General features: G+C 67.6%; 16 protein-coding genes and 1 tRNA gene. 3 read left to right on the top strand and 14 right to left on the bottom strand.

Annotated features, from left to right (window positions below):
- The coding region (locus AOK08_RS22120) for a M48 family metalloprotease (protein WP_055528980.1) at positions 1–966 on the top strand (966 nt) is incomplete at its 5' end.
- A gap of 102 nt (positions 967–1,068) precedes the next feature.
- Here AOK08_RS22120 and AOK08_RS22125 read toward each other — a convergent pair.
- The 11 genes from AOK08_RS22125 to AOK08_RS22175 all read right to left on the bottom strand — a co-directional run bounded on the left by AOK08_RS22125 (position 1,069) and on the right by AOK08_RS22175 (position 15,421).
- On the bottom strand, positions 1,069–4,986 hold the full coding sequence (locus AOK08_RS22125) for a DNA-directed RNA polymerase subunit beta' (protein ID WP_055528981.1): 3,918 nt from the start codon (positions 4,984–4,986) through the stop codon (positions 1,069–1,071).
- Positions 4,987–5,098: 112 nt separating this feature from the next.
- Positions 5,099–8,581, bottom strand: coding sequence for a DNA-directed RNA polymerase subunit beta (gene rpoB, locus AOK08_RS22130; protein WP_055528983.1), 3,483 nt, complete (start codon positions 8,579–8,581; stop codon positions 5,099–5,101).
- 593 nt (positions 8,582–9,174) lie between these two features.
- Positions 9,175–9,558 (bottom strand): 50S ribosomal protein L7/L12, encoded by a 384-nt coding sequence (gene rplL / locus AOK08_RS22135; RefSeq protein WP_055528985.1) that lies wholly within the window; start codon positions 9,556–9,558, stop codon positions 9,175–9,177.
- A 110-nt stretch (positions 9,559–9,668) separates the two neighbouring features.
- Positions 9,669–10,199 carry a 50S ribosomal protein L10 gene (rplJ, locus tag AOK08_RS22140; RefSeq protein ID WP_055528987.1) on the bottom strand — a complete coding sequence of 177 codons (531 nt, stop codon included), beginning with the start codon at positions 10,197–10,199 and terminating at the stop codon, positions 9,669–9,671.
- Between the two features lie 390 nt (positions 10,200–10,589).
- Entirely contained in the window at positions 10,590–11,447 is an 858-nt protein-coding gene (locus AOK08_RS22145; protein ID WP_055528989.1) for an SCO4651 family lipoprotein, read from the bottom strand.
- 85 nt (positions 11,448–11,532) lie between these two features.
- Positions 11,533–12,444: an SCO4651 family lipoprotein gene (locus tag AOK08_RS22150; protein WP_055528991.1), complete on the bottom strand. Its 912-nt coding sequence runs from the start codon at positions 12,442–12,444 to the stop codon at positions 11,533–11,535.
- A 134-nt stretch (positions 12,445–12,578) separates the two neighbouring features.
- Positions 12,579–13,304, bottom strand: a complete 726-nt coding sequence (gene rplA / locus AOK08_RS22155) for a 50S ribosomal protein L1 (protein ID WP_006383486.1) — start codon at positions 13,302–13,304, stop codon at positions 12,579–12,581.
- A gap of 81 nt (positions 13,305–13,385) precedes the next feature.
- A complete protein-coding gene (rplK, locus tag AOK08_RS22160) occupies positions 13,386–13,820 on the bottom strand; it encodes a 50S ribosomal protein L11 (RefSeq protein WP_006383482.1) in 435 nt (144 codons plus the stop codon).
- 159 nt (positions 13,821–13,979) lie between these two features.
- Entirely contained in the window at positions 13,980–14,867 is an 888-nt protein-coding gene (gene nusG / locus AOK08_RS22165; RefSeq protein WP_055528993.1) for a transcription termination/antitermination protein NusG, read from the bottom strand.
- 77 nt (positions 14,868–14,944) lie between these two features.
- The gene (gene secE / locus AOK08_RS22170; RefSeq protein WP_006383475.1) at positions 14,945–15,232 is read right to left on the bottom strand and encodes a preprotein translocase subunit SecE; all 288 of its coding nucleotides are present in this window, start codon (positions 15,230–15,232) and stop codon (positions 14,945–14,947) included.
- A 116-nt stretch (positions 15,233–15,348) separates the two neighbouring features.
- Positions 15,349–15,421 (bottom strand) — tRNA-Trp (locus AOK08_RS22175).
- A gap of 284 nt (positions 15,422–15,705) precedes the next feature.
- Here AOK08_RS22175 and AOK08_RS22180 point away from each other — a divergent pair.
- Both AOK08_RS22180 and AOK08_RS22185 read left to right on the top strand, forming a co-directional pair.
- Positions 15,706–16,932, top strand: a complete 1,227-nt coding sequence (locus tag AOK08_RS22180; protein ID WP_055529011.1) for a pyridoxal phosphate-dependent aminotransferase — start codon at positions 15,706–15,708, stop codon at positions 16,930–16,932.
- Between the two features lie 133 nt (positions 16,933–17,065).
- Positions 17,066–18,097 (top strand): adenosine deaminase, encoded by a 1,032-nt coding sequence (locus tag AOK08_RS22185; RefSeq protein WP_055528995.1) that lies wholly within the window; start codon positions 17,066–17,068, stop codon positions 18,095–18,097.
- Between the two features lie 10 nt (positions 18,098–18,107).
- Here AOK08_RS22185 and AOK08_RS22190 read toward each other — a convergent pair whose 3' ends face one another.
- The 3 genes from AOK08_RS22190 to AOK08_RS22200 form a co-directional block, all read right to left on the bottom strand.
- Positions 18,108–19,163, bottom strand: a complete 1,056-nt coding sequence (locus AOK08_RS22190) for a UDP-N-acetylmuramate dehydrogenase (protein ID WP_055528997.1) — start codon at positions 19,161–19,163, stop codon at positions 18,108–18,110.
- 128 nt (positions 19,164–19,291) lie between these two features.
- Positions 19,292–20,764, bottom strand: a complete 1,473-nt coding sequence (locus tag AOK08_RS22195) for a DHA2 family efflux MFS transporter permease subunit (protein ID WP_055528998.1) — start codon at positions 20,762–20,764, stop codon at positions 19,292–19,294.
- Between the two features lie 103 nt (positions 20,765–20,867).
- Positions 20,868–21,428: a TetR/AcrR family transcriptional regulator gene (locus AOK08_RS22200; RefSeq protein ID WP_198539343.1), complete on the bottom strand. Its 561-nt coding sequence runs from the start codon at positions 21,426–21,428 to the stop codon at positions 20,868–20,870.
- Between the last annotated feature and the right edge of the window lie 71 nt (positions 21,429–21,499).

The following is a 21,499-nucleotide window of genomic DNA, read 5'->3' on the forward strand; positions in this document are numbered from 1 at the left end:
GCGGCAGCCGCCCCGCACCCCCACCACATCTCCACCGACCGTGGCCGCGTCCACATCTCCGCCCACCAGCGCCGTACCGACGCCGCCGCCGTGGGCAATCTCCTCCTCTACCTGCCGAACTTCCTCTGCAGCCTCCTCGTCGTCAGCATGTTCTCCCTGTTCTTCGGCAAGCTCGCGTTCCTCGTGATCCTCGCCTGGATACTGAGCGGCGCACTCGTCTTCCACCGGCCCTCCGAGAGCGCCCTCGCGCGCCGTTTGCTCCACCTGCGCCACCCCACTCCACAAGAACGAGCCAAACTCGAACCCGTCTGGCGCGAGGTCACCGCCCGCGCGGGCGTCGAGGGCCGCAACTACGAGCTCTGGGTCGAGGACAGCGACGGCCTGAACGCGGTCGCCGCCGCCGGCCACATCGTCGGCGTCACCCGCTTCGCCATGAACGAGCTGCCCAACGGCGAACTGGCCGCCGTCATGGCGCACGAGCTGGGCCACCACGTCGGCGGCCACGCCTGGTCGGGACTCCTCGGCTACTGGTACGCGCAGCCCGGCCGTATCGCCTGGCGGTTCCTGCGCGCCTTCTCCGCGGCCGTCTTCAAGGTGTCCCGTGCCTTCTCCTGCTTCGGCGTCGGCTTCGTCGTACTCGTCCTCGGCTCCATCGCCATGGCCACCATCAGCACCCTGTACGGCCTGCCCCTGCTGATCCTCGTGATGCCGTACGCCCTCGCCGCCGTCGGCCGCCGCGCCGAACTCCGCGCCGACGAGCACGCGGCGGCCCTCGGCTTCGCCCCGATGCTGGCCTCCGTACTCGACAAGCTGCACCAGGAGGAGCAGCGGCAGACGGCGGCGCTCGCCGCGCTCAACAACGGGGTGGCGCCCGAGGAGAGCCCGCTGAGCAAGCTGCTCAACTCGCACCCGGACCACCACACCCGGCTGCACCACCTCCAGCCGTACCTCCAGCAGCAGCGCTGAGCCAGAAGGGTCCCGGACACGCCGAAGGGCGGCCACCCCGTACGAAACGGAGTGGCCGCCCTTCAGATCAAGCAGCTAGATCAAGCGGCTGAAACTGCCCGCCTACTGGTTGTACGGACCGTAGTCGTAGTCCTCCAGCGGAACGGCCTGGCCGGAGCCCGTGCCGAACGGCGAGTAGTCGATGTCGTCGTAGCCGACGGCCGAGTACATCGCGGCCTTGGCCTCCTCGGTCGGCTCGACCCGGATGTTGCGGTAGCGGGACAGACCCGTACCGGCCGGGATGAGCTTACCGATGATGACGTTCTCCTTGAGGCCGATGAGGCTGTCGGACTTGGCGTTGATCGCCGCGTCCGTCAGAACTCGGGTCGTCTCCTGGAAGGAGGCGGCCGACAGCCAGGACTCCGTCGCCAGCGAGGCCTTGGTGATACCCATCAGCTGCGGACGGCCGGAGGCCGGGTGGCCGCCTTCCTGGACCACACGACGGTTCTCGGTCTCGAACTTGCCACGCTCGACCAGCTCGCCGGGCAGCAGCTCGGCGTCGCCGGACTCGATGATCGTCACACGGCGGAGCATCTGCCGGATGATGATCTCGATGTGCTTGTCGTGGATCGACACACCCTGCGAGTTGTAGACCTTCTGGACTTCGCCGACCAGGTGGACCTGGACCGCGCGCTGACCGAGGATCCGCAGCACGTCGTGCGGGTTGGTGGCACCGAAGGTGAGCTTCTGGCCCACCTCGACGTGGTCACCCTCACGCACCATGACCTTGGCGCGCTTCGAGATCGGGAACGCCGTCTCGTCGCTGCCGTCGTCCGGGGTGATGACGATCTTCTTGGTCTTCTCGGTCTCCTCGATACGGACGCGGCCGGCCGCCTCCGAGATCGGGGCGACACCCTTGGGCGTACGAGCCTCGAAGAGCTCGACGACACGGGGCAGACCCTGGGTGATGTCGTCACCGGCCACACCACCGGTGTGGAAGGTACGCATCGTGAGCTGGGTACCGGGCTCACCGATGGACTGGGCGGCGATGATGCCGACCGCCTCACCGATGTCGACCAGCTTGCCGGTGGCCAGCGAACGGCCGTAGCACATGGCGCAGGTGCCGACGGCGGACTCGCAGGTCAGGACCGAGCGGGTCTTGACCTCCTCGACGCCGTGCCGGACCAGCTCGTCGATGAGCACGTCACCGAGGTCGGTGTTGGCCGGGGCCAGCACACGTCCGTCGAGGGTGATGTCCTCGGCCAGCGCACGGGCGTACACCGACGTCTCGACGTTCTCGGTCTTGCGCAGCACACCGTCCTCGCCGCGCTCGGCGATGGCCAGCTTGAGGCCGCGGTCGGTGCCGCAGTCCTCCTCGCGGATGATGACGTCCTGCGAGACGTCCACCAGACGACGGGTGAGGTAACCCGAGTCGGCGGTACGCAGGGCGGTGTCCGCCAGACCCTTACGGGCACCGTGCGTGGAGATGAAGTACTCCAGCACGGACAGGCCCTCACGGAAGGACGCCTTGATCGGACGCGGGATGGTCTCGTTCTTCGCGTTCGACACCAGACCACGCATACCGGCGATCTGCCTCATCTGCATCATGTTTCCTCGGGCACCCGAGTCAACCATCATGAAGATGGGGTTCGTCTTGGGGAAGTTCGCGTTCATCGCCTCGGCAACCTCGTTGGTCGCCTTGGTCCAGATCGCGATGAGTTCCTGCGTGCGCTCGTCCTTGGTGATCAGACCGCGCTCGTACTGCTTCTGGACCTTCTCGTCCTGCGCCTCGTAGCCCGCGACGATGGCCTTCTTGGCCTCGGGCACGACGACGTCGGAGATGGCCACGGTGACACCGGAGCGCGTGCCCCAGTAGAAGCCGGCCGCCTTCAGGTTGTCGAGCGTCGCCGCCACGATGACCTTGGGGTAGCGCTCCGCCAGGTCGTTGACGATCTCGCCGAGCTGCTTCTTGCCCACCGAGTAGTCGACGAACGGGTAGTCCTCGGGCAGCAGCTCGTTGAAGAGCGCGCGGCCCAGGGTGGTGCGCAGACGGAAGGGGTCACCCTGCTGCCACTCGCCAGCGGCCACACCGCTGTCGGCGCCCTCTTCGCGCACCGGCGGGGTCCAGCCGCGCGGCGGGATGGTGCCCACCGGGAAGCGGATGTCGATCGCCGACTGGAGCGCGAGCTCGCCGTTGTCGAACGCCATGGTCGCCTCGGCCGTGGAGCCGAACGCACGGCCCTCGCCCTTGACGTCACGCAGTTCACCGTCGGTGGTGAGGAAGAACAGACCGAGGACCATGTCCTGGGTCGGCATCGTCACCGGACGGCCGTCGGCGGGCTTGAGGATGTTGTTCGAGGACAGCATCAGGATGCGGGCCTCGGCCTGCGCCTCCGCGGAGAGCGGCAGGTGGACGGCCATCTGGTCACCGTCGAAGTCCGCGTTGAACGCGGTGCAGACGAGCGGGTGGATCTGGATGGCCTTGCCCTCGACGAGCTGCGGCTCGAAGGCCTGGATGCCGAGGCGGTGCAGCGTGGGCGCACGGTTCAGCAGCACCGGGTGCTCGGCGATGACCTCTTCGAGGACGTCGTACACGACGGTGCGGCCGCGCTCCACCATGCGCTTGGCGGACTTGATGTTCTGCGCGTGGTTGAGGTCCACGAGCCGCTTCATGACGAACGGCTTGAAGAGCTCCAGCGCCATGGCCTTCGGCAGACCGCACTGGTGCAGCTTGAGCTGCGGACCGACGACGATCACGGAACGCGCGGAGTAGTCCACACGCTTGCCGAGCAGGTTCTGACGGAATCGACCCTGCTTGCCCTTGAGCATGTCGCTCAGGGACTTCAGCGGGCGGTTACCGGGACCGGTGACCGGACGGCCACGACGGCCGTTGTCGAACAGCGCGTCGACGGCCTCCTGAAGCATGCGCTTCTCGTTGTTCACGATGATCTCGGGAGCACCGAGGTCGAGAAGCCGCTTCAGACGGTTGTTCCGGTTGATCACACGGCGGTACAGGTCGTTCAGGTCGGAGGTCGCGAAGCGGCCACCGTCCAGCTGCACCATCGGGCGAAGGTCCGGCGGGATGACCGGCACGCAGTCCAGCACCATGCCCTTGGGGCTGTTGCTGGTCTGGAGGAACGCGGAGACGACCTTCAGGCGCTTCAGCGCGCGGGTCTTCTTCTGGCCCTTGCCGGTACGGATGATCTCGCGGAGGCGCTCGGCCTCCTCCTCCAGGTCGAAGGACTCCAGGCGCTTCTGCAGCGCCGCGGCACCCATCGAACCGTCGAAGTAGGTCCCGAAGCGGTCACGCAGCTCGCGGTAGAGCAGCTCGTCGCCCTCAAGGTCCTGGACCTTGAGGTTCTTGAACCGGGTCCAGACCTCGTCGAGGCGGTCGATCTCGCGCTGCGAACGGTCGCGCAGCTGCTTCATCTCCCGCTCGGCACCTTCGCGCACCTTGCGGCGTACGTCGGCCTTGGCGCCCTCGGCCTCCAGCTCGCCCAGGTCGCTTTCCAGCTTCTTGGCGCGGGCTTCGAGGTCCGAGTCACGGCGGTTCTCGATCTGCTGCCGCTCGACGGAGACGTGCGCCTCCAGGGAGGGCAGGTCACGCGTACGGCGCTCGTCGTCGACGTACGTGATCATGTACGCCGCGAAGTAGATGACCTTCTCGAGGTCCTTCGGGGCGAGGTCGAGCAGGTAGCCAAGACGCGACGGAACGCCCTTGAAGTACCAGATGTGGGTGACGGGAGCGGCGAGCTCGATGTGGCCCATCCGCTCACGGCGCACCTTGGCGCGTGTGACCTCGACGCCACAGCGCTCACAGATGATGCCCTTGAAGCGGACGCGCTTGTACTTGCCGCAGTAGCACTCCCAGTCCCGGGTCGGACCGAAGATCTTCTCGCAGAAGAGTCCGTCCTTTTCGGGCTTGAGCGTGCGGTAGTTGATCGTCTCGGGCTTCTTGACCTCGCCGTGGCTCCACTGACGGATGTCGTCCGCCGTAGCCAGGCCGATCCGGAGCTCGTCGAAGAAGTTGACGTCGAGCACTATGCGTCAATCCCTCTCAGGGTTGTAAGTCATGGGGTCTGATACGGGGGTCCTGGGGCCGGCGGGCCTTGTCTCACCTTTCCAAAGGTGTTCAAAGCCCGCCGAACTCCCGTCAGACCTCTTCGACGCTGCTCGGCTCACGCCGGGACAGGTCGATGCCGAGCTCCTCCGCCGCGCGGAAGACGTCCTCGTCGGTGTCACGCATTTCGATGGACATACCGTCACTGGACAGCACCTCCACGTTGAGGCAGAGAGACTGCATCTCCTTGATGAGCACCTTGAAGGACTCGGGGATGCCGGGCTCGGGGATGTTCTCGCCCTTGACGATGGCCTCGTAGACCTTCACGCGGCCGGTCACGTCGTCGGACTTGATGGTCAGCAGCTCCTGGAGGGCGTATGCGGCACCGTATGCCTCCAGCGCCCACACCTCCATCTCGCCGAATCGCTGGCCACCGAACTGGGCCTTACCACCCAGCGGCTGCTGGGTGATCATCGAGTACGGACCGGTCGAACGGGCGTGAAGCTTGTCGTCGACCAGGTGGTGGAGCTTGAGGATGTACATGTAGCCGACCGAGACCGGCTCCGGGAACGGCTCGCCGGAGCGGCCGTCGAACAGGGGCGCCTTACCGGTGGGGAGCACCATGCGCGAACCGTCGCGGTTCGGGATGGTGTGGTTGAGCAGACCCGCCAGCTCGTCCTCACGCGCACCGTCGAAGACGGGGGTGGCGACGTTGGTGCCGGGGGCGACCACGTCGGCCTCGATGGCCTGGAGACGCTGCGCCCAGTCGTCCGCGAGGCCGGAGACGTCCCAGCCGCGACTGGCGAGCCAGCCGAGGTGGATCTCCAGTACCTGTCCCGGGTTCATTCGGGACGGCACACCCAGCGGGTTGAGGATGATGTCGACCGGAGTTCCGTCCTCGAGGAACGGCATGTCCTCGATCGGAAGGATCTTCGAAATAACACCCTTGTTGCCGTGGCGGCCGGCGAGCTTGTCACCGTCCGTGATCTTGCGCTTCTGCGCCACGTAGACCCGAACCAGCTGGTTCACGCCCGGCGGCAGCTCGTCGCCCTCCTCACGGTCGAAGACGCGGACGCCGATGACCTTGCCGATCTCGCCGTGCGGCACCTTCAGCGAGGTGTCACGCACTTCGCGCGCCTTCTCACCGAAGATCGCGCGGAGCAGGCGCTCCTCGGGGGTCAGCTCGGTCTCACCCTTGGGCGTGACCTTGCCGACGAGGATGTCACCGGCGACGACCTCGGCACCGATACGGATGATGCCGCGCTCGTCGAGGTCGGCGAGGACCTCTTCGGAGACGTTCGGGATGTCCCGGGTGATCTCCTCGGGGCCGAGCTTGGTGTCACGGGCGTCGACCTCGTGCTCCTCGATGTGGATCGAGGAGAGGACGTCGTCCTGGACGAGGCGCTGCGACAGGATGATCGCGTCCTCGTAGTTGTGACCCTCCCACGGCATGAAGGCGACGAGCAGGTTCTTGCCCAGCGCCATCTCGCCTTCCTGGGTGGCCGGACCGTCGGCGAGAACCTGGTTCTCGACGACCCGGTCGCCCTCGTCCACGACAACCTTCTGGTTGACCGAGGTGCCCTGGTTGGAGCGCGAGAACTTCGCGACGCGGTACGTGGTGTACGTGCCGTCGTCGTTGGCGACCGTGACGTAGTCCGCGGAGACCTCCTGGACGACACCGGCCTTCTCGGCCTTGATGACGTCACCGGCGTCGACGGCGCAGCGGTACTCCATGCCCGTACCGACGAGGGGGGCCTCGGCGGTGATCAGCGGCACGGCCTGGCGCATCATGTTCGCGCCCATGAGGGCACGGTTGGCGTCGTCGTGCTCCAGGAAGGGGATCATCGCGGTGGCGACGGACACCATCTGGCGCGGGGAGACGTCCATGTAGTCGACGTCGTCGCCGGGGATGTAGTCGATCTCGCCGCCACGGCGGCGGACGAGAACGCGGGACTCCTCGAAGCGCATGTCCTCGGAGAGGATCGCGTTCGCCTGGGCGATCACGAAGCGGTCTTCTTCGTCGGCGGTCAGGTAGTCGACGTCGTCGGTGACGACACCCTCGACGACCTTGCGGTACGGGGTCTCGACGAACCCGAACGCGTTGACCCGGCCGTAGGAGGCGAGCGAGCCGATCAGACCGATGTTCGGGCCTTCAGGGGTCTCGATCGGGCACATGCGGCCGTAGTGCGAGGGGTGCACGTCACGGACCTCGAAGCCGGCCCGCTCACGGGAGAGACCACCCGGGCCGAGCGCCGACAGGCGGCGCTTGTGGGTGAGACCCGACAGCGGGTTGTTCTGGTCCATGAACTGCGACAGCTGGCTGGTGCCGAAGAACTCCTTGATGGAGGCGACGACCGGCCGGATGTTGATCAGGGTCTGCGGCGTGATCGCCTCGACGTCCTGGGTCGTCATGCGCTCACGCACGACGCGCTCCATACGAGCCAGACCCGTACGGACCTGGTTCTGGATGAGCTCGCCGACGTTGCGCAGACGACGGTTGCCGAAGTGGTCGATGTCGTCGGTCTCGACGACGATCGTCGTGCCGTTGTCGCCAACGGTCTCGGTCTCACCGGCGTGCAGCTTCACCAGGTACTTGATCGTCGAGATGATGTCCTCGACGGTCAGCACACCGGCGTCCAGCGGGGCCTCGCCGCCCAGCTTCTTGTTGACCTTGTAACGGCCGACCTTGGCGAGGTCGTAGCGCTTCGGGTTGAAGTACAGGTTCTCCAGAAGCGTCTGCGCGGCCTCACGGGTCGGCGGCTCGCCCGGACGGAGCTTGCGGTAGATGTCGAGCAGCGCGTCGTCCTGGCCCTGGGTGTGGTCCTTCTCCAGGGTGGCGCGCATGGACTCGTACTCGCCGAACTCCTCGAGGATCTGCTCGGTCGTCCAGCCGAGAGCCTTGAGGAGGACGGTGACGGACTGCTTGCGCTTGCGGTCGATACGGACACCGACCATGTCGCGCTTGTCGATCTCCATCTCCAGCCAGGCACCCCGGGAGGGGATCACCTTGGAGGAGAAGATGTCCTTGTCGGACGTCTTGTCGATGGAGGAGTCGAAGTAGACACCCGGCGAACGGACCAGCTGCGACACGACGACACGCTCGGTGCCGTTGATGACGAAGGTGCCCTTGTTGGTCATGAGCGGGAAGTCGCCCATGAAGACCGTCTGGGACTTGATCTCGCCGGTCTCGTTGTTGGTGAACTCGGCCGTGACGAAGAGCGGCGCGGAGTACGTGAAGTCGCGCTCCTTGCACTCGTCGATCGAGTTCTTCGGCGGCTCGAAGCGGTGGTCGCGGAACGTCAGGGACATCGACCCGGAGAAGTCCTCGATCGGGGAGATCTCCTCGAAGATCTCCTCCAGACCGGACTTGGTGGGGACGTCCTGTCCGCTGTCCAGAGCAGCCTCGACGCGAGCCTTCCACGCGGCGTTACCGAGCAGCCAGTCGAAGCTCTCGGTTTGCAGCGCAAGGAGGTTCGGAACCTCGAGGGGCTCCTTGATCTTTGCAAAAGAGATGCGCAGCGGGGCAGTGCTGGCGCCGTGGTTCGTATTCGCGGAGGCAGTGCGCGAGGCGGCCAAGAGGGGGTCCTTCCGAGGGCTCGGACTCACTACGCGCGTACCGGCCCCCCACCGGGGCACAGAGCCGGGCGCTTCACAACCAGCCGGAAAAGGCCAGGTCGGAGAAGGTCCGATCGTCGGTGCTCAAGCGAGGGCATGCCCCTGGTGACGGGCAGGAGGCAGCTAACAGGCAGCGCAAAGGGTCAGTGTAGCCACTAGGCTCACTGATGTCCAGTGCGGGTTTTTGAAGACCCTCGTTGCTCTCAACCCCTGCTGCAAGCCACGCCCTCGATGCACATCGATACTGCCCTCTTCGCCACCGATCCATGCCTCGGATTCGGATCGTTGTGACGACGCGTCCTGAGAATTGCGCGCTCCGTGCGGTTCGTCAAGGCCTCCATGCCCAAACCCGGTGCTGCCATCGTCACGTGGGGCACGCCACCAGGGGTGTTCGGAGGCACGACGAAGATCACCTTACTCGCCGTCACCGAGCCTGCAAGGCAGCCACGACCCGACCCCTCGAACGCCGAAGAGCGACCACCCAGATGGATGATCGCTCTTCACTGCGTCAGCGTTACAGGGCTACGAGAAGCCCTGTGTCACCGCGAGTCGAGTTACTTGACCTCGACCGAGGCGCCGGCGGCCTTGAGGGCCTCGGCAGCCTTCTCGGCGGCCTCCTTGGCGACCTTCTCGACGACGGGCTTCGGGGCGCCGTCCACGAGGTCCTTGGCCTCCTTGAGACCCAGCGAGGTCAGCTCACGCACGACCTTGATGACCTGGATCTTCTTCTCGCCGGCACCCGTGAGGATGACGTCGAACTCGTCCTGCTCGTCAGCGGCCTCGGCGACGGCGGTGGGGCCGACCGGGGCAGCGGCGACGGCCGCGGCGGCGGTGACGTCGAACTTCTCCTCGAACGCCTTCACGAACTCGGAGAGCTCGATGAGGGTGAGGGACTCGAACTGCTCGAGCAGCTCTTCCTGGGACAGCTTCGTCGCCATGTTGGGCGATCCTTCCAGTCAATTCGGCAGGTGCCGAGGTAAGTGTCGGCGGGCGTACGTTCGGCCCGCGTCGACCGCCGCGTCAGGCGGCGGTCAGAGTGCGAGCCGAGTTACTCGGCACCGCCCTGCTCGGCGAGCTTGACGCGAAGCGCTTCCGCGGTGCGGACGAACTTCGACGGCAGCGCCTGGAAGAGCGAGGCAGCCTGGGACTGCTTGCCCTTGAAAGCACCGGCCAGCTTGCTGAGCAGAACCTCGCGGGACTCGAGGTCCGCAAGCTTCTTGATCTCGTCGGCGGACAGCGCCTTGCCGTCAAGGACACCGCCCTTGATGACGAGGTTCGGGTTGTCCTTGGCGAAGTCACGAAGACCCTTCGCCGACACCACCGGGTCACCGGTGATGAAGGCAACCGCCGTCGGACCGTTGAACAGGTCGTCGAGCGTCGAGATCCCGGCCTCGTTGGCCGCGATCTTGGTCAGCGTGTTCTTCACCACGGCGTACTGGGCGTCTTCACCGAGCGAACGACGCAGCGTCTTGAGCTGCGCCACGGTGAGACCCCGGTACTCGGTCAGCACAGCGGCGTTCGAGCTGCGGAACTGGTCCGCGAGCTCGGCTACCGCGGCAGCCTTGTCGGGCCTTGCCATGAGCGTGGCCTCCTTCCGGGTGATGAGGACCGCTCAGAAGGAGACTGGGAAAACGAAACGCCCCGGCGCAGGCGCTCGGGGCGTGAGCTCGACCAATCGAATTCCGTGAGCGGAATCCGTCCGGGAGCACATCCACAATCACACCTGCGCGGGTCGTCCGCAGTTCAGCGGATCCTTCGGCCACCAAGTCCTCTTACGAGCACAAGGCAACGACCAGCGGTCTTTGGCTTCTGGTTGAGAGTACGGGAGCACGTCCCCGTCAAGCAAATCCGCGCCCCTGGCGCCCAAGGGGCGCCGATAAGGGGCGCGGGGCTGTATCTGATCTGCGGCTCCGCCGCGGGGCGCGCCCAGCCCCCACCGGCCCGCGGAGAAGGCACTGCCCAAAAGCGCTCAGCCGGCCTGCGCACCCTTCATCATCGCGGCCAGGTCAGCGACATCCTTGGCGGGCGGCGCGGTGACGTCCACCGGCTTGTTGACGTCGTCGAACGTGATGGTCATGTCGAGCGGACCCTTGTCGGCCTGCCCGCGCAGCCGGAACTGCTTGGTGAACTGGTCCTCACCGATCCACATGTCCATCGTGAACTTGTCGATGCCGAGCTTCTCGTACTGGTCGAGGCTCTTCTCGCGCACCTCGCGGGTCAGCTTGCTCTGGGACTTGAGGGAGTCACGGAACTGGTCGAGGGTGACCGTGCCCGCGTAGTGGGTGGTCTTCACCCCGTCCACGGTCTCCGTGCCGACCTCCTTCACGTCCTTCGAGCCGGTGAGGAAGGTGGACTCCTGAGCGGGGTTCTTGTCGGCCTGCCCGGCGGCACCCATGGCCCCGCCGCCCGCGCCGCCGGCCGCGGCGCCCAGCGCGGCCATGTCGAACTTGATCCAGCTCTTGCCGTCCATCTCCTTGGCCGCCGCCGCGCCGCCGCCTATGAACATCGCCTTGTCGACGACACGGATCTCGGCGACGCCGTCGGCACCCTTGCCAACAGCGGAGATCTTCATGCTCATCGCCACATCGGGCTTGAGGCGCATCTTGGCGTCGGCCTTCACCTGACCCTGTCCGGGCATGGAGCCGGTCATCCGGTAGGTCAGGGAGGTGATGTCCTCCACGTTCTTCGCCGCCTTGGCGACAGCCGCCGCCGGCGTCATCTTCGGCGACTCCGAGGCCCCGTTGGAGCAGGCGACAGCGCCCGTGCCAATGAGCAGCACGGCGAGGCCCGCGGTTCCAGCGCGTACAGCAGAAGCAGAAACAGTCATGATTCCCCCCAAGGAACATTGATGAACGCGATGAACGCAGTGAGCATAGTGAACACACGATCGACTCACAGAAACGACCGCGAGCCTAACCCGACGGTGCGGACGAGGCCTTCGAATTCCCCAGCAGGTCCTTGAAGTCCGCGGTGTCCGCCCCCGCCGGCGCCCCCACCGCCGCGCGTACGCCGTACGCGCTGTAGTACGCCGTCGACGACATCCGCCCGCTCGACAGCTCGCCCCGCTCGACCTTCTTGACCAGCAGGTTCCGGTCGTTGACCCAGATGTCGACCGTCTCCGTGGCGACGCCGGCCTGGACGAGCCGCTCCTTGAGGGCGGAGTCGGCGAGGGCGGCCACCTCCACCACGCCCGAGTAGTGCGTCGTACGCTCCCCGCGCACCGTCTCCGTCCCGGCCCTGCGGACGTCACCGGAGGCCAGCAGAAGCTGGACCGGCTGGACCGGGGCGGTGTTGCGGAGCTGGTCCTTCAGATACGTCCCGGAGCCGCCGGGCAGCTCCGCCAGGTCGTCGTAGTCGTACCTGATCCAGTGCTTGCCGTGCATCCGGGCCGCGAACTTGTCGCCGACCTTGGCGTAGTAGGCGTCCGGCAGCAGCCGGGCCTCCATGGCGGAGCTGTTGAGGGCCCGCATGGACTCGGCCAGCTCGCCACCGGTGTAGGTGATGCTGAGCCTGCCGACCGGCTCGCCGGCCCAGCCGAGGACACCGGCCGTCCGCATGGAGAGCAGGCCGCCCATGACGGAGGCGGCGCTGACCCGGGCGGAACCGGCCCGCCCGGTGGCCCTCTCCACCGCGTGCAGCGCGGCGACCGTACGGGCGTCCGGGCGACGCGCGTCCTGGGACTGCCGGGCGCCTCCGCCGTCGGGTTCGGCGGAGAAACTGCACGCCGACATCGCCGCGCCCATCGCGACCAGCGCGGCGGTCGCCAGTATCGGCCGGACTCCCCGCCGCGGGCCCCGTGCACCCCGTACGCCGCTGTTCCTCATCCGGTCCCAACCCCCTCGTACGCCCCGTGATCTTCACGCTAACCCGTCGGTACGACAACGGGCCCCGCACCTCGAAAGGTTGCGGGGCCCGTCGTAGAGACGCGAACGCGCGGCTACCGGGGTGAGCGGGAGGCTCAGACGGCGGCCGGGTCCTCCTCGACGAGGAGGTTGCGGGTGCGGTTGGGGTCGACCGGAATGCCGGGGCCGATCGTCGTGCTGACGGCGGCCTTCTTGATGTAGCGACCCTTGGCGGCGGACGGCTTCAGACGGAGGATCTCCTCCAGCGCGGCGCCGTAGTTCTCCACCAGCTTGTCGTCCTCGAAGGACGTCTTGCCGATGATGAAGTGCAGGTTCGAGTGCTTGTCGACGCGGAACTCGATCTTGCCGCCCTTGATCTCGGTCACGGCCTTGGCCACGTCCGGGGTCACGGTGCCCGTCTTCGGGTTCGGCATCAGACCACGCGGGCCGAGGACGCGGCCGAGGCGGCCGACCTTGCCCATGAGGTCCGGGGTGGCGACGACGGCGTCGAAGTCCAGACGGCCCTTCGCGACCTCGTCGATGAGTTCGTCGGAGCCGACGATGTCGGCGCCAGCGGCGGTCGCGGCCTCGGCACGGTCACCGGTCGCGAAGACCAGGACCCGGGCGGTCTTACCGGTGCCGTGCGGGAGGTTCACGGTGCCACGGACCATCTGGTCGGCCTTGCGCGGGTCGACACCCAGGCGGAAGGCGACCTCGACGGTGCCGTCGAACTTGCTCGTGGAGGTCTCCTTGGCGAGACGGACGGCCTCGAGCGGGGCGTAGAGCTTGTCCCGGTCGACCTTGGCGTCCGCAGCGCGGAGAGACTTGCTGCGCTTGCTCACTACTGCTCCTGTGTGTTCTGAGGAGTCGTGGTACGGACCGAGCAGGTCCTGCCACGTACTACAAGACTTACGGGGTGGGGCTCAGCCCTCGACCGTGATGCCCATCGAACGGGCGGTGCCGGCGATGATCTTCGACGCGGCGTCCAGGTCGTTGGCGTTCAGGTCGGGAAGCTTGGTCGTGGCGATCTCGCGGACCTGCGCCTGGGTGATCTTGGCGACCTTGGTCTTGTGCGGCTCGCCGGAGCCCTTCTCGACACCCGCGGCCTTGAGGATCATCTTCGCGGCCGGCGGCGTCTTGGTGATGAAGGTGAAGGAGCGGTCTTCGTAGACCGTGATCTCCACCGGGATCACCCAGCCACGCTGCGACTCGGTCGCCGCGTTGTAGGCCTTGCAGAACTCCATGATGTTGACGCCGTGCTGACCGAGCGCGGGGCCGACCGGCGGGGCCGGGTTCGCCGCACCGGCGTTGATCTGGAGCTTGATAAGCCCCGTGACCTTCTTCTTCTTGGGAGGCATTCCGGGTCCTCTATCTTCGTTTTCTTCGGTCTTCGCTGTGCCCGGCAGAAGCCGGGCAACCGCACCACGATAAGGGACACCGTGGCGAGGCGTGAAACCGAGCAGGTCAGGCCAGCTCCGAGAGCCGACCTGACCTGGACGGAAGCTATGTGGTGAGGGCTAGTTCTTCTGGATCTGGTCGAACGACAGCTCGACCGGAGTCTCGCGGCCGAAGATCTCGACGAGGCCCTTGACCTTCTTCGAGTCGGCGTTGATCTCGTTGATCGTCGCCTGCAGCGTCGCGAAGGGGCCGTCCGTGACGGTGACCGAGTCGCCGACCTCGAAGTCCAGCACCTGGACCTCGAGCTTGCGGGACGGAGCCGGCCTGCCCTCGGCCTCGGCGGCCTCACGGGCGGCCTTCTCCTCGGCCTCCGGGGCGAGCATCTTGACGATCTCGTCCAGGGTCAGCGGGTACGGGTCGTACGCGTTGCCCACGAAGCCGGTGACACCGGGGGTGTTGCGGACGACGCCCCAGGACTCGTTCGTCAGGTCCATGCGGACGAGAACGTATCCGGGAAGCTTGTTCTGGCGGACCGTCTTGCGCTCGCCGTTCTTGATCTGGGCGACCTCTTCCTGCGGCACCTCGGCCTGGAAGATGAAGTCCTCGACGTTGAGCGACACGGCACGCTGTTCGAGGTTGGTCTTCACACGGTTCTCGTAACCGGCGTACGTGTGGATGACGTACCACTCGCCGGGGAGCGTGCGCAGTTCCTCGCGGAGGGCCTCGACCGGGTCGACGGGCTCGGCGGCCTCTTCTTCGGCTTCTTCGGCTTCCTCGGCCTCGGAGTCCTCGTCGAGCTCTTCGTCGTCGGCGTCGCCCTCGACGGTGTCCTCGACCTCGTCCTCATCGGCCTCGATGTGGACGGCGTCCTCCTCGGCGGGCTCCCCCACGGCGGCGTCCGCAGCGTCGACCTCGTCCTCGACCTCGTCAACGCCCTCGACGATGTCGAGCTCGTCATCCACGGACTCGTCCGGCACGATGGCGTCGTTCAGGTTCGGGTCAGACACGGTGGCTGCTTCTTCCTGGATACATGTGGGTGGAACATGCGAAAGGGGCGCCGCACCCGGCGCCCTTCGCTCTTGGCTCAGCCGAAGACGTACTTGGCGGCTTTGTTGAGTCCAAAGTCAATCACAGTCACCAGGCCGATCATGACGATCACAAAGACGATCACCACGGTCGTGTACGTCGTCAGCTGGTTGCGCGTAGGCCAGACGACCTTGCGGAGCTCCGCGACGATCTGGCGGTAGAAGACCGCGAGACGCTTCAGCGGGCCCTTCTTGGCGCGCTTGCCGCCCTTGCGAGTCTTCTTGTCCGACTCGGGCGCCTCATCCTGGGCATCAGGCATATCGATGGAGCCCACGGCGTCCGCCATTCGTCCTCACCTGTTCCCGGGTCGTGGCCGTGCCGCGCCCGGTCCGAGCCGCACGGCGGTGCAAAAGCTATGCAAGTACGTACCTGCGCACAGCGCCCGGTGAAAGGCGTGTGTAGCAGGGCCGGAGGGACTTGAACCCCCAACCGCTGGTTTTGGAGACCAGTGCTCTACCAATTGAGCTACGACCCTTTGTGGTTACTCCAACGTACCGTACTCGTCCGGATGCTCGGTGTGCACCGGATGAGTGCGGGCCACTGAAGGCCAACGAGGTGAGAGTGTACGTGCTTCGGAGCCGGTCGTCGAACAGAAAGTGCCAGCCAAGCCGCCGCGGGCGGAAGATCGCCCAGCCCAGGTGCCGGAACCGGACGAGTGTTCAGCCGCCCGCCCGGCCCAGCGCCCCCTACCTGGTCCGGCCTGACCAATAGATGAAACCCGTGTGCCGGTGGGGTTTCCTGTCTGAAACGATGGGCACCATGAGCGCTGCAACCCCTTCCACCGCGCGCCGGGTCTCCGCCCGAGTCGGCGCGATCTCCGAGTCCGCCACCCTCGCCGTGGACGCCAAGGCCAAGGCCCTGAAGGCCGCCGGGCGCCCGGTGATCGGCTTCGGCGCCGGTGAACCGGACTTCCCGACCCCCGACTACATCGTCCAGGCCGCCATCGAGGCCTGCTCGAACCCGAAGTACCACCGCTACACGCCGGCCGGCGGTCTGCCCGAGCTGAAGGCCGCGATCGTCGCCAAGACGCTCCGCGACTCGAACTACGAGGTGGACGCGTCCCAGGTCCTGGTGACCAACGGCGGCAAGCAGGCCATCTACGAGGCCTTCGCCGCGATCCTCGACCCGGGCGACGAGGTCATCGTCCCGGCCCCCTACTGGACGACGTACCCCGAGTCGATCCGTCTCGCCGGCGGTGTCCCGGTCGAGGTGGTCGCGGACGAGACCACCGGCTACCGCGTCAGCGTGGAGCAGTTGGAGGCCGCCCGCACCGAGCGGACGAAGGTCGTCCTGTTCGTCTCGCCCTCCAACCCGACCGGCGCGGTCTACAGCGCCGAGGACACCGAGGCGATCGGCCGCTGGGCCGTGGAGCACGGCCTGTGGGTGCTGACGGACGAGATCTACGAGCACCTCGTCTACGGCGACGCGAAGTTCACCTCGCTCCCCGCGGTCCTCCCCGAGCTGCGCGACAAGTGCATCGTGGTCAACGGCGTCGCCAAGACGTACGCCATGACGGGCTGGCGGGTCGGGTGGATCATCGGCCCGAAGGACGTCGTCAAGGCCGCGACCAACCTCCAGTCGCACGCCACGTCCAACGTGTCGAACGTGGCCCAGGTCGCCGCCCTCGCCGCCGTCTCCGGGAACCTGGACGCCGTCGCGGAGATGCGCGTGGCCTTCGACCGCCGCCGCCAGACCATCGTGCGCATGCTCAACGAGATCGACGGCGTGGTCTGCCCGGAGCCCGAGGGCGCCTTCTACGTCTACCCGTCGGTGAAGGCCCTGCTGGGCAAGGAGATCCGCGGCAAGCGCCCGCAGGACTCCGTCGAGCTGGCCGCGCTGATCCTGGACGAGGTCGAGGTGGCCGTCGTACCCGGTGAGGCGTTCGGCACACCGGGCTATCTGCGCCTGTCGTACGCCCTGGGTGACGAGGATCTCGTCGAGGGCATCAGCCGCGTGCAGAAGCTGCTGGCCGAGGCGACGGACTGACGGTTTCGACGAGAGGCCGCTTCCCTTTGGGGAGCGGCCTTTTTTCGTCCCCCGGTGGGAGCATCAGTGCGAGCAAGACCACGTTCAGGGAAAGCGCTACCGATACGAGCCGCGCGTACGGCAGGATCCGAGAATGGAGCGTGTACGTGATGTCTCTGAACTGCCCAAAGCCCATCTGCACCTGCACTTCACCGGGTCGATGCGGTCCGCGACCCTGCTGGAACTGGCCGACAAGTACGGTGTGCGGCTGCCCGAGGCGCTGACCGACGCCCTCGTGAGCGGTGAGCCGCCGCGACTCCGGGCGACCGACGAGCGGGGCTGGTTCCGCTTCCAGCGGCTGTACGACGCGGCCCGGTCCTGTCTGCGGGAGCCCGAGGACATCCAGCGGCTGGTCCGCGAGGCCGCCGAGGAGGACGCGAAGGACGGCTCGGGCTGGCTGGAGATCCAGGTCGACCCCACGTCGTACGCCCCTCGTCTGGGCGGTCTCATCCCGGCGCTGGAGATCATCCTGGACGCGGTGGAGACGGCCGGCCGGGAGACCGGGATCGGGATGCGCGTCCTGGTGGCCGCGAACCGGATGAAGCACCCCCTGGACGCGCGCACGCTGGCCCGCCTGGCCGTGCGGTACGCGGACCGGGGTGTGGTGGGCTTCGGGCTCTCGAACGACGAGCGGCGGGGCATGGCCCGGGACTTCGACCGGGCCTTCGCCATCGCGCGCGAGGGCGGCCTGCTGTCGGCCCCGCACGGCGGCGAGCTGACGGGCCCGGCCTCCGTACGCGACTGTCTGGACGACCTGTACGCGTCCCGGATCGGCCACGGTGTGCGGGCGGCGGAGGACCCGCGCCTGCTGAAACGTCTCGCGGACCGGCAGATCACCTGCGAGGTGTGCCCGGCGTCGAACGTCGCCCTGGGGGTGTACGAGAAGCCCGAGGACGTGCCGCTGCGCAAGCTCTTCGAGGCGGGTGTCCCGCTGGCGCTCGGCGCCGACGACCCGCTCCTCTTCGGTTCCCGGCTGGCCGCCCAGTACGAGATCGCCCGCGAGCACCACGCCTTCACTGACGCGGAGCTGGCCGAACTGGCCCGCCAGTCGGTACGGGGTTCGGCGGCGCCGGAGGACGTACGGGTGAAGCTGCTGGCAGGCATCGACGACTGGCTGGCCGCATGACCCAGGGGGCCTAGAGGCTGACGCCGACCGTCACCGGTTCGTTGACGAGGGTGACCCCGAAGGTGTCCTGGACGCCTGCGACGACCTCGCGGGCGAGGGCGAGCAGGTCCTCGGTGGTGGCCAGGCCGCGGTTGGTGAGGGCCAGGGTGTGCTTGGTGGAGATCCGGGCGGGCCCGGTGCCGTACCCCTTGGTGAAGCCGGCCTTGTCGATCAGCCAGGCCGCAGAGGTCTTGGTGCGGCCCTCTCCGGCCGGGTAGGCGGGCGGTACGGCGTCGGCGCCGAGCCGCTCCGCCACGCGCGCGTGGAAGGCGGCGAACTCGGCGTCCGTGAGGATCGGATTGGTGAAGAAGGACCCGGCGGACCAGGTGTCGTGGTCCTCGGGGTCAAGGACCATGCCCTTGCCCGCGCGCAGCTTCAGGACCGTGTCACGGGCCGCGTCCAGGGGCACCCGCTCCCCGGGCTCGACACCGAGGGCGCGGGCCGTCTCGGCGTACTTCAGGGGCGCCGACAGCCCGTCCGCGTCCTCCAGGGCGAAGCGGACGCGCAGGACGACATGGCGCTCGGGGTCTGCCTTGAAGCGGCTGTGGCGGTACGAGAACGCGCAGTCGGGGCCCGCGATGGTGACGGTCTCCCGGGTGACCCGGTCGTAGGCGACGACCTCGGTGATCGTCGAGGACACCTCCTGCCCGTACGCACCCACGTTCTGGATGGGCGTCGCGCCCGCCGAACCGGGGATCCCGGCGAGGCACTCGATCCCGGCGAGTCCGGCCTCGACCGTGCGTGCGACGGCGTCGGTCCACACCTCGCCCGCGGCCAGCTCCAGCCGCGTGCCGTCGAGGTCGACGCCGGTCGTGGCGATCCGCAGAGCCGTCCCCGCGAACCCCTTGTCGCCGATGACCAGGTTCGAGCCGCCGCCGATGACCAGCAGCGGGGTCCCGGAGTCGTCGGCCTCGCGGACGGCGGCGATCACCTCGGCGTCGGTCGTCGCCGTGATCAGCCGGTCCGCGGGACCGCCGAGCCGGAAGGTGGTCAGCGGGGCGAGGGGCGCGTCGTGGATTTCCTGCACGCGCCAAGACTACGAGACCCCACTGACAACCCGGGCCGACAGCAGAACGGCGATCTCCACGCGCGTGTAGAGCCCCGCCGGTGAGGATCGGGACCGTACGCGCGCGTGGAGCGATCTTTTACCGGGGGTCAGTGGGCGGCCTTCTCCAGCACCGGGTCCGGCTCGGTGGCGTCCGGCGCCGGTGCGGGGCGGCGGGCGGCCGGTATCAGGAGGGCCGCGAAGCCCGCGAGGGCGACCACCGCGGAGCCGACCACCAGGGCGGGCCGGAGGCCGTCGACGAAGGTCTGGCCGGTCTCGTAGCCGCCCTGGGCGGCGAAGATCGACCCCATGACGGCGATGCCGAGGGCCCCGCCGACCTCGCGCAGCGCGTTGTTGGCACCGGAGGCGATGCCCTGTTCGCTCGGGCGGACGCTGGACATCACCAGGCTGGCGGCCGGCGCGAAGAACAGGCCCATGCCGACACCGCTGATGATCAGGCCGGGCAGTTGGACGGCGTAGGAGGCGTCCGCGGTGACCACGAGGGCCAGGTAGCCGAGGCCGGCGGCCTGGAGGAAGAGGCCGGCGGCGACGACCGGCCGGCCGCCGATCCGGTCGGAGAGGATGCCGGCGACCGGGGCCGCGATCATCGGCATACCGGTCCAGGGCAGCATCCGCAGGCCCGCCTCGGTGGGCGAGTAGCCGAGCACGCCCTGCATGTACTGGCTGAGCAGGAAGATCGACCCGAACATCCCGAGGAACATCAGCGGGGAGGCCGTGTTGATCCCGGCGAAGGCGCGGGAGCGGAAGAGCCGCATGGGCAGCATCGGGTTCTTCGCCCGGGTGCCGTGGACGACGAAGGCGACGAGGAGCGCGCCACCCGCGATCAGCCCGGTCAGGACGAGGGAACTGGTCCAGCCGTCGGCCGGGCCGCGCACGAGCCCGTAGACGACGCCGAAGAGGCCGCCGCTGGCCAGCAGGGTGCCGGTGATGTCGAGCGGTGCGCCGGTGCCGTAGGACTCGGCGAGGCGCAGCCGGGCGAGCGGCAGCAGGGCGAGGCCCAGCGGAACGTTCAGCCAGAAGATCCAGTGCCAGGAGATGTGCTCGGTGAGGCTGCCGCCGATGAGGGGCCCGGAGGCCACGGCGAGTCCGTTCACGGCACCCCAGATACCGAACGCCATCCCGCGCTTGGCAGCCGGGACGGCGGCCGTGAGGAGGGTCAGCGTCAACGGCATCATGATCGCCGCGCCGACGCCCTGGACCGCGCGGGCGGCGATCAGCGAGTCGATACCGGGTGCCATGGCCGCGGCGGCGGAGGCGCCGGTGAAGACGGTGAGCCCGGCGAGGAAGAGCCGGCGCCGCCCGAAGCGGTCACCGAGGGCCGCGCCGAACATCAGCAGCACGGCGAAGGTGAGCGTGTAGGCGCTCACGGTCCATTCCAGGTCGTCCAGCGCGCCTCCGAGGTCCTTGCGGATCGAGGGCAGCGCGGTGGTGACGACGAGGTTGTCGAGGGCCGCCATGAACCCGGCGACGCTGGTGATGACGAGAGCCCAGACGACTCCGCCGCGTGGTGCGCCGGTACCGCTCCCGCTCTTCTCGAACTGCGTGCTCTCCTGCTGTGACATCGCTCCACCTCGGGTTCTGCTATTGGGCCTGGCGTTTGATTTAGTTATTGATCACTAACTTTTACGGGCAAAAAAGAAGGCACCAAGGGCCCGAACACCCGCCTCAGACTTCGGCCTGCCCCTCCGCCGGCGCCGAGGGAAACATCCCCTGCCAGACCCGATGGCCGGCCGGAAACCCCATGGCCGCAAGGGTGTTGATGAGCATCCCGTATGCCAGAAAGCTCGTCGTCTCGTCCCCGATGGGCACCTGCACGGTGTCCCAGATCTTCATCCAGCCGGCCCGCACGACCTCGCCGAACTCATGGTCGCCCTCGGCCTCGGCGGCGGCGACGGCGACGTACGTCTGCAACTGCATCTGCAGCCGCTCGGGATGCTCGGTGATCAACTGCGTGTACGCGTTCGCCATGGCGTGCAGGGCCTCTTCGCCCTCCAGCCCCTCGGCGGCCTCCTCGAAGACCCGGCACACATCACCCATGCACCGCTGGGAGGCGGCGGCGAACATCGCCTTCTTGCCCGGGAAGAGCCGGAAGAGGTACGGCTGCGAGACACCCACCCGCTTGGCGATCGCCTCGGTGGAGGTGCCGTAGTAGCCGCTCTGCGCGAACTCGGCGATCGCCGCGCGGATGACGCTCTCGCGTCGCTCCTCTGCGCTCATCCTGACCATGTACGTAAGTTAGTACTCAATCACTAACCGAGTCAAGAGGTAGCCGGAGCGAACCGCGCGGGGGCTGGGAG

This window comes from Streptomyces graminilatus (genome assembly GCF_001418565.1).
In the GTDB taxonomy this organism is placed as follows: Bacteria; Actinomycetota; Actinomycetes; order Streptomycetales; family Streptomycetaceae; genus Streptomyces; species Streptomyces graminilatus.

Excerpts from the sequence above, each read along its gene's own strand:
- rplJ (WP_055528987.1), bottom strand. The coding sequence starts at position 10,199 with ATGGCAAGGCCCGACAAGGCTGCCGCGGTAGCCGAGCTCGCGGACCAG.
- AOK08_RS22150 (WP_055528991.1), bottom strand. The coding sequence starts at position 12,444 with ATGAGGAACAGCGGCGTACGGGGTGCACGGGGCCCGCGGCGGGGAGTC.
- AOK08_RS22185 (WP_055528995.1), top strand. The coding sequence starts at position 17,066 with ATGGAGCGTGTACGTGATGTCTCTGAACTGCCCAAAGCCCATCTGCAC.
- AOK08_RS22200 (WP_198539343.1), bottom strand. The coding sequence starts at position 21,428 with ATGGTCAGGATGAGCGCAGAGGAGCGACGCGAGAGCGTCATCCGCGCG.
- rplK (WP_006383482.1), bottom strand. The coding sequence starts at position 13,820 with ATGCCTCCCAAGAAGAAGAAGGTCACGGGGCTTATCAAGCTCCAGATC.
- AOK08_RS22145 (WP_055528989.1), bottom strand. The coding sequence starts at position 11,447 with ATGACTGTTTCTGCTTCTGCTGTACGCGCTGGAACCGCGGGCCTCGCC.
- rplL (WP_055528985.1), bottom strand. The coding sequence starts at position 9,558 with ATGGCGACGAAGCTGTCCCAGGAAGAGCTGCTCGAGCAGTTCGAGTCC.
- AOK08_RS22180 (WP_055529011.1), top strand. The coding sequence starts at position 15,706 with ATGAGCGCTGCAACCCCTTCCACCGCGCGCCGGGTCTCCGCCCGAGTC.
- AOK08_RS22195 (WP_055528998.1), bottom strand. The coding sequence starts at position 20,764 with ATGTCACAGCAGGAGAGCACGCAGTTCGAGAAGAGCGGGAGCGGTACC.
- secE (WP_006383475.1), bottom strand. The coding sequence starts at position 15,232 with ATGGCGGACGCCGTGGGCTCCATCGATATGCCTGATGCCCAGGATGAG.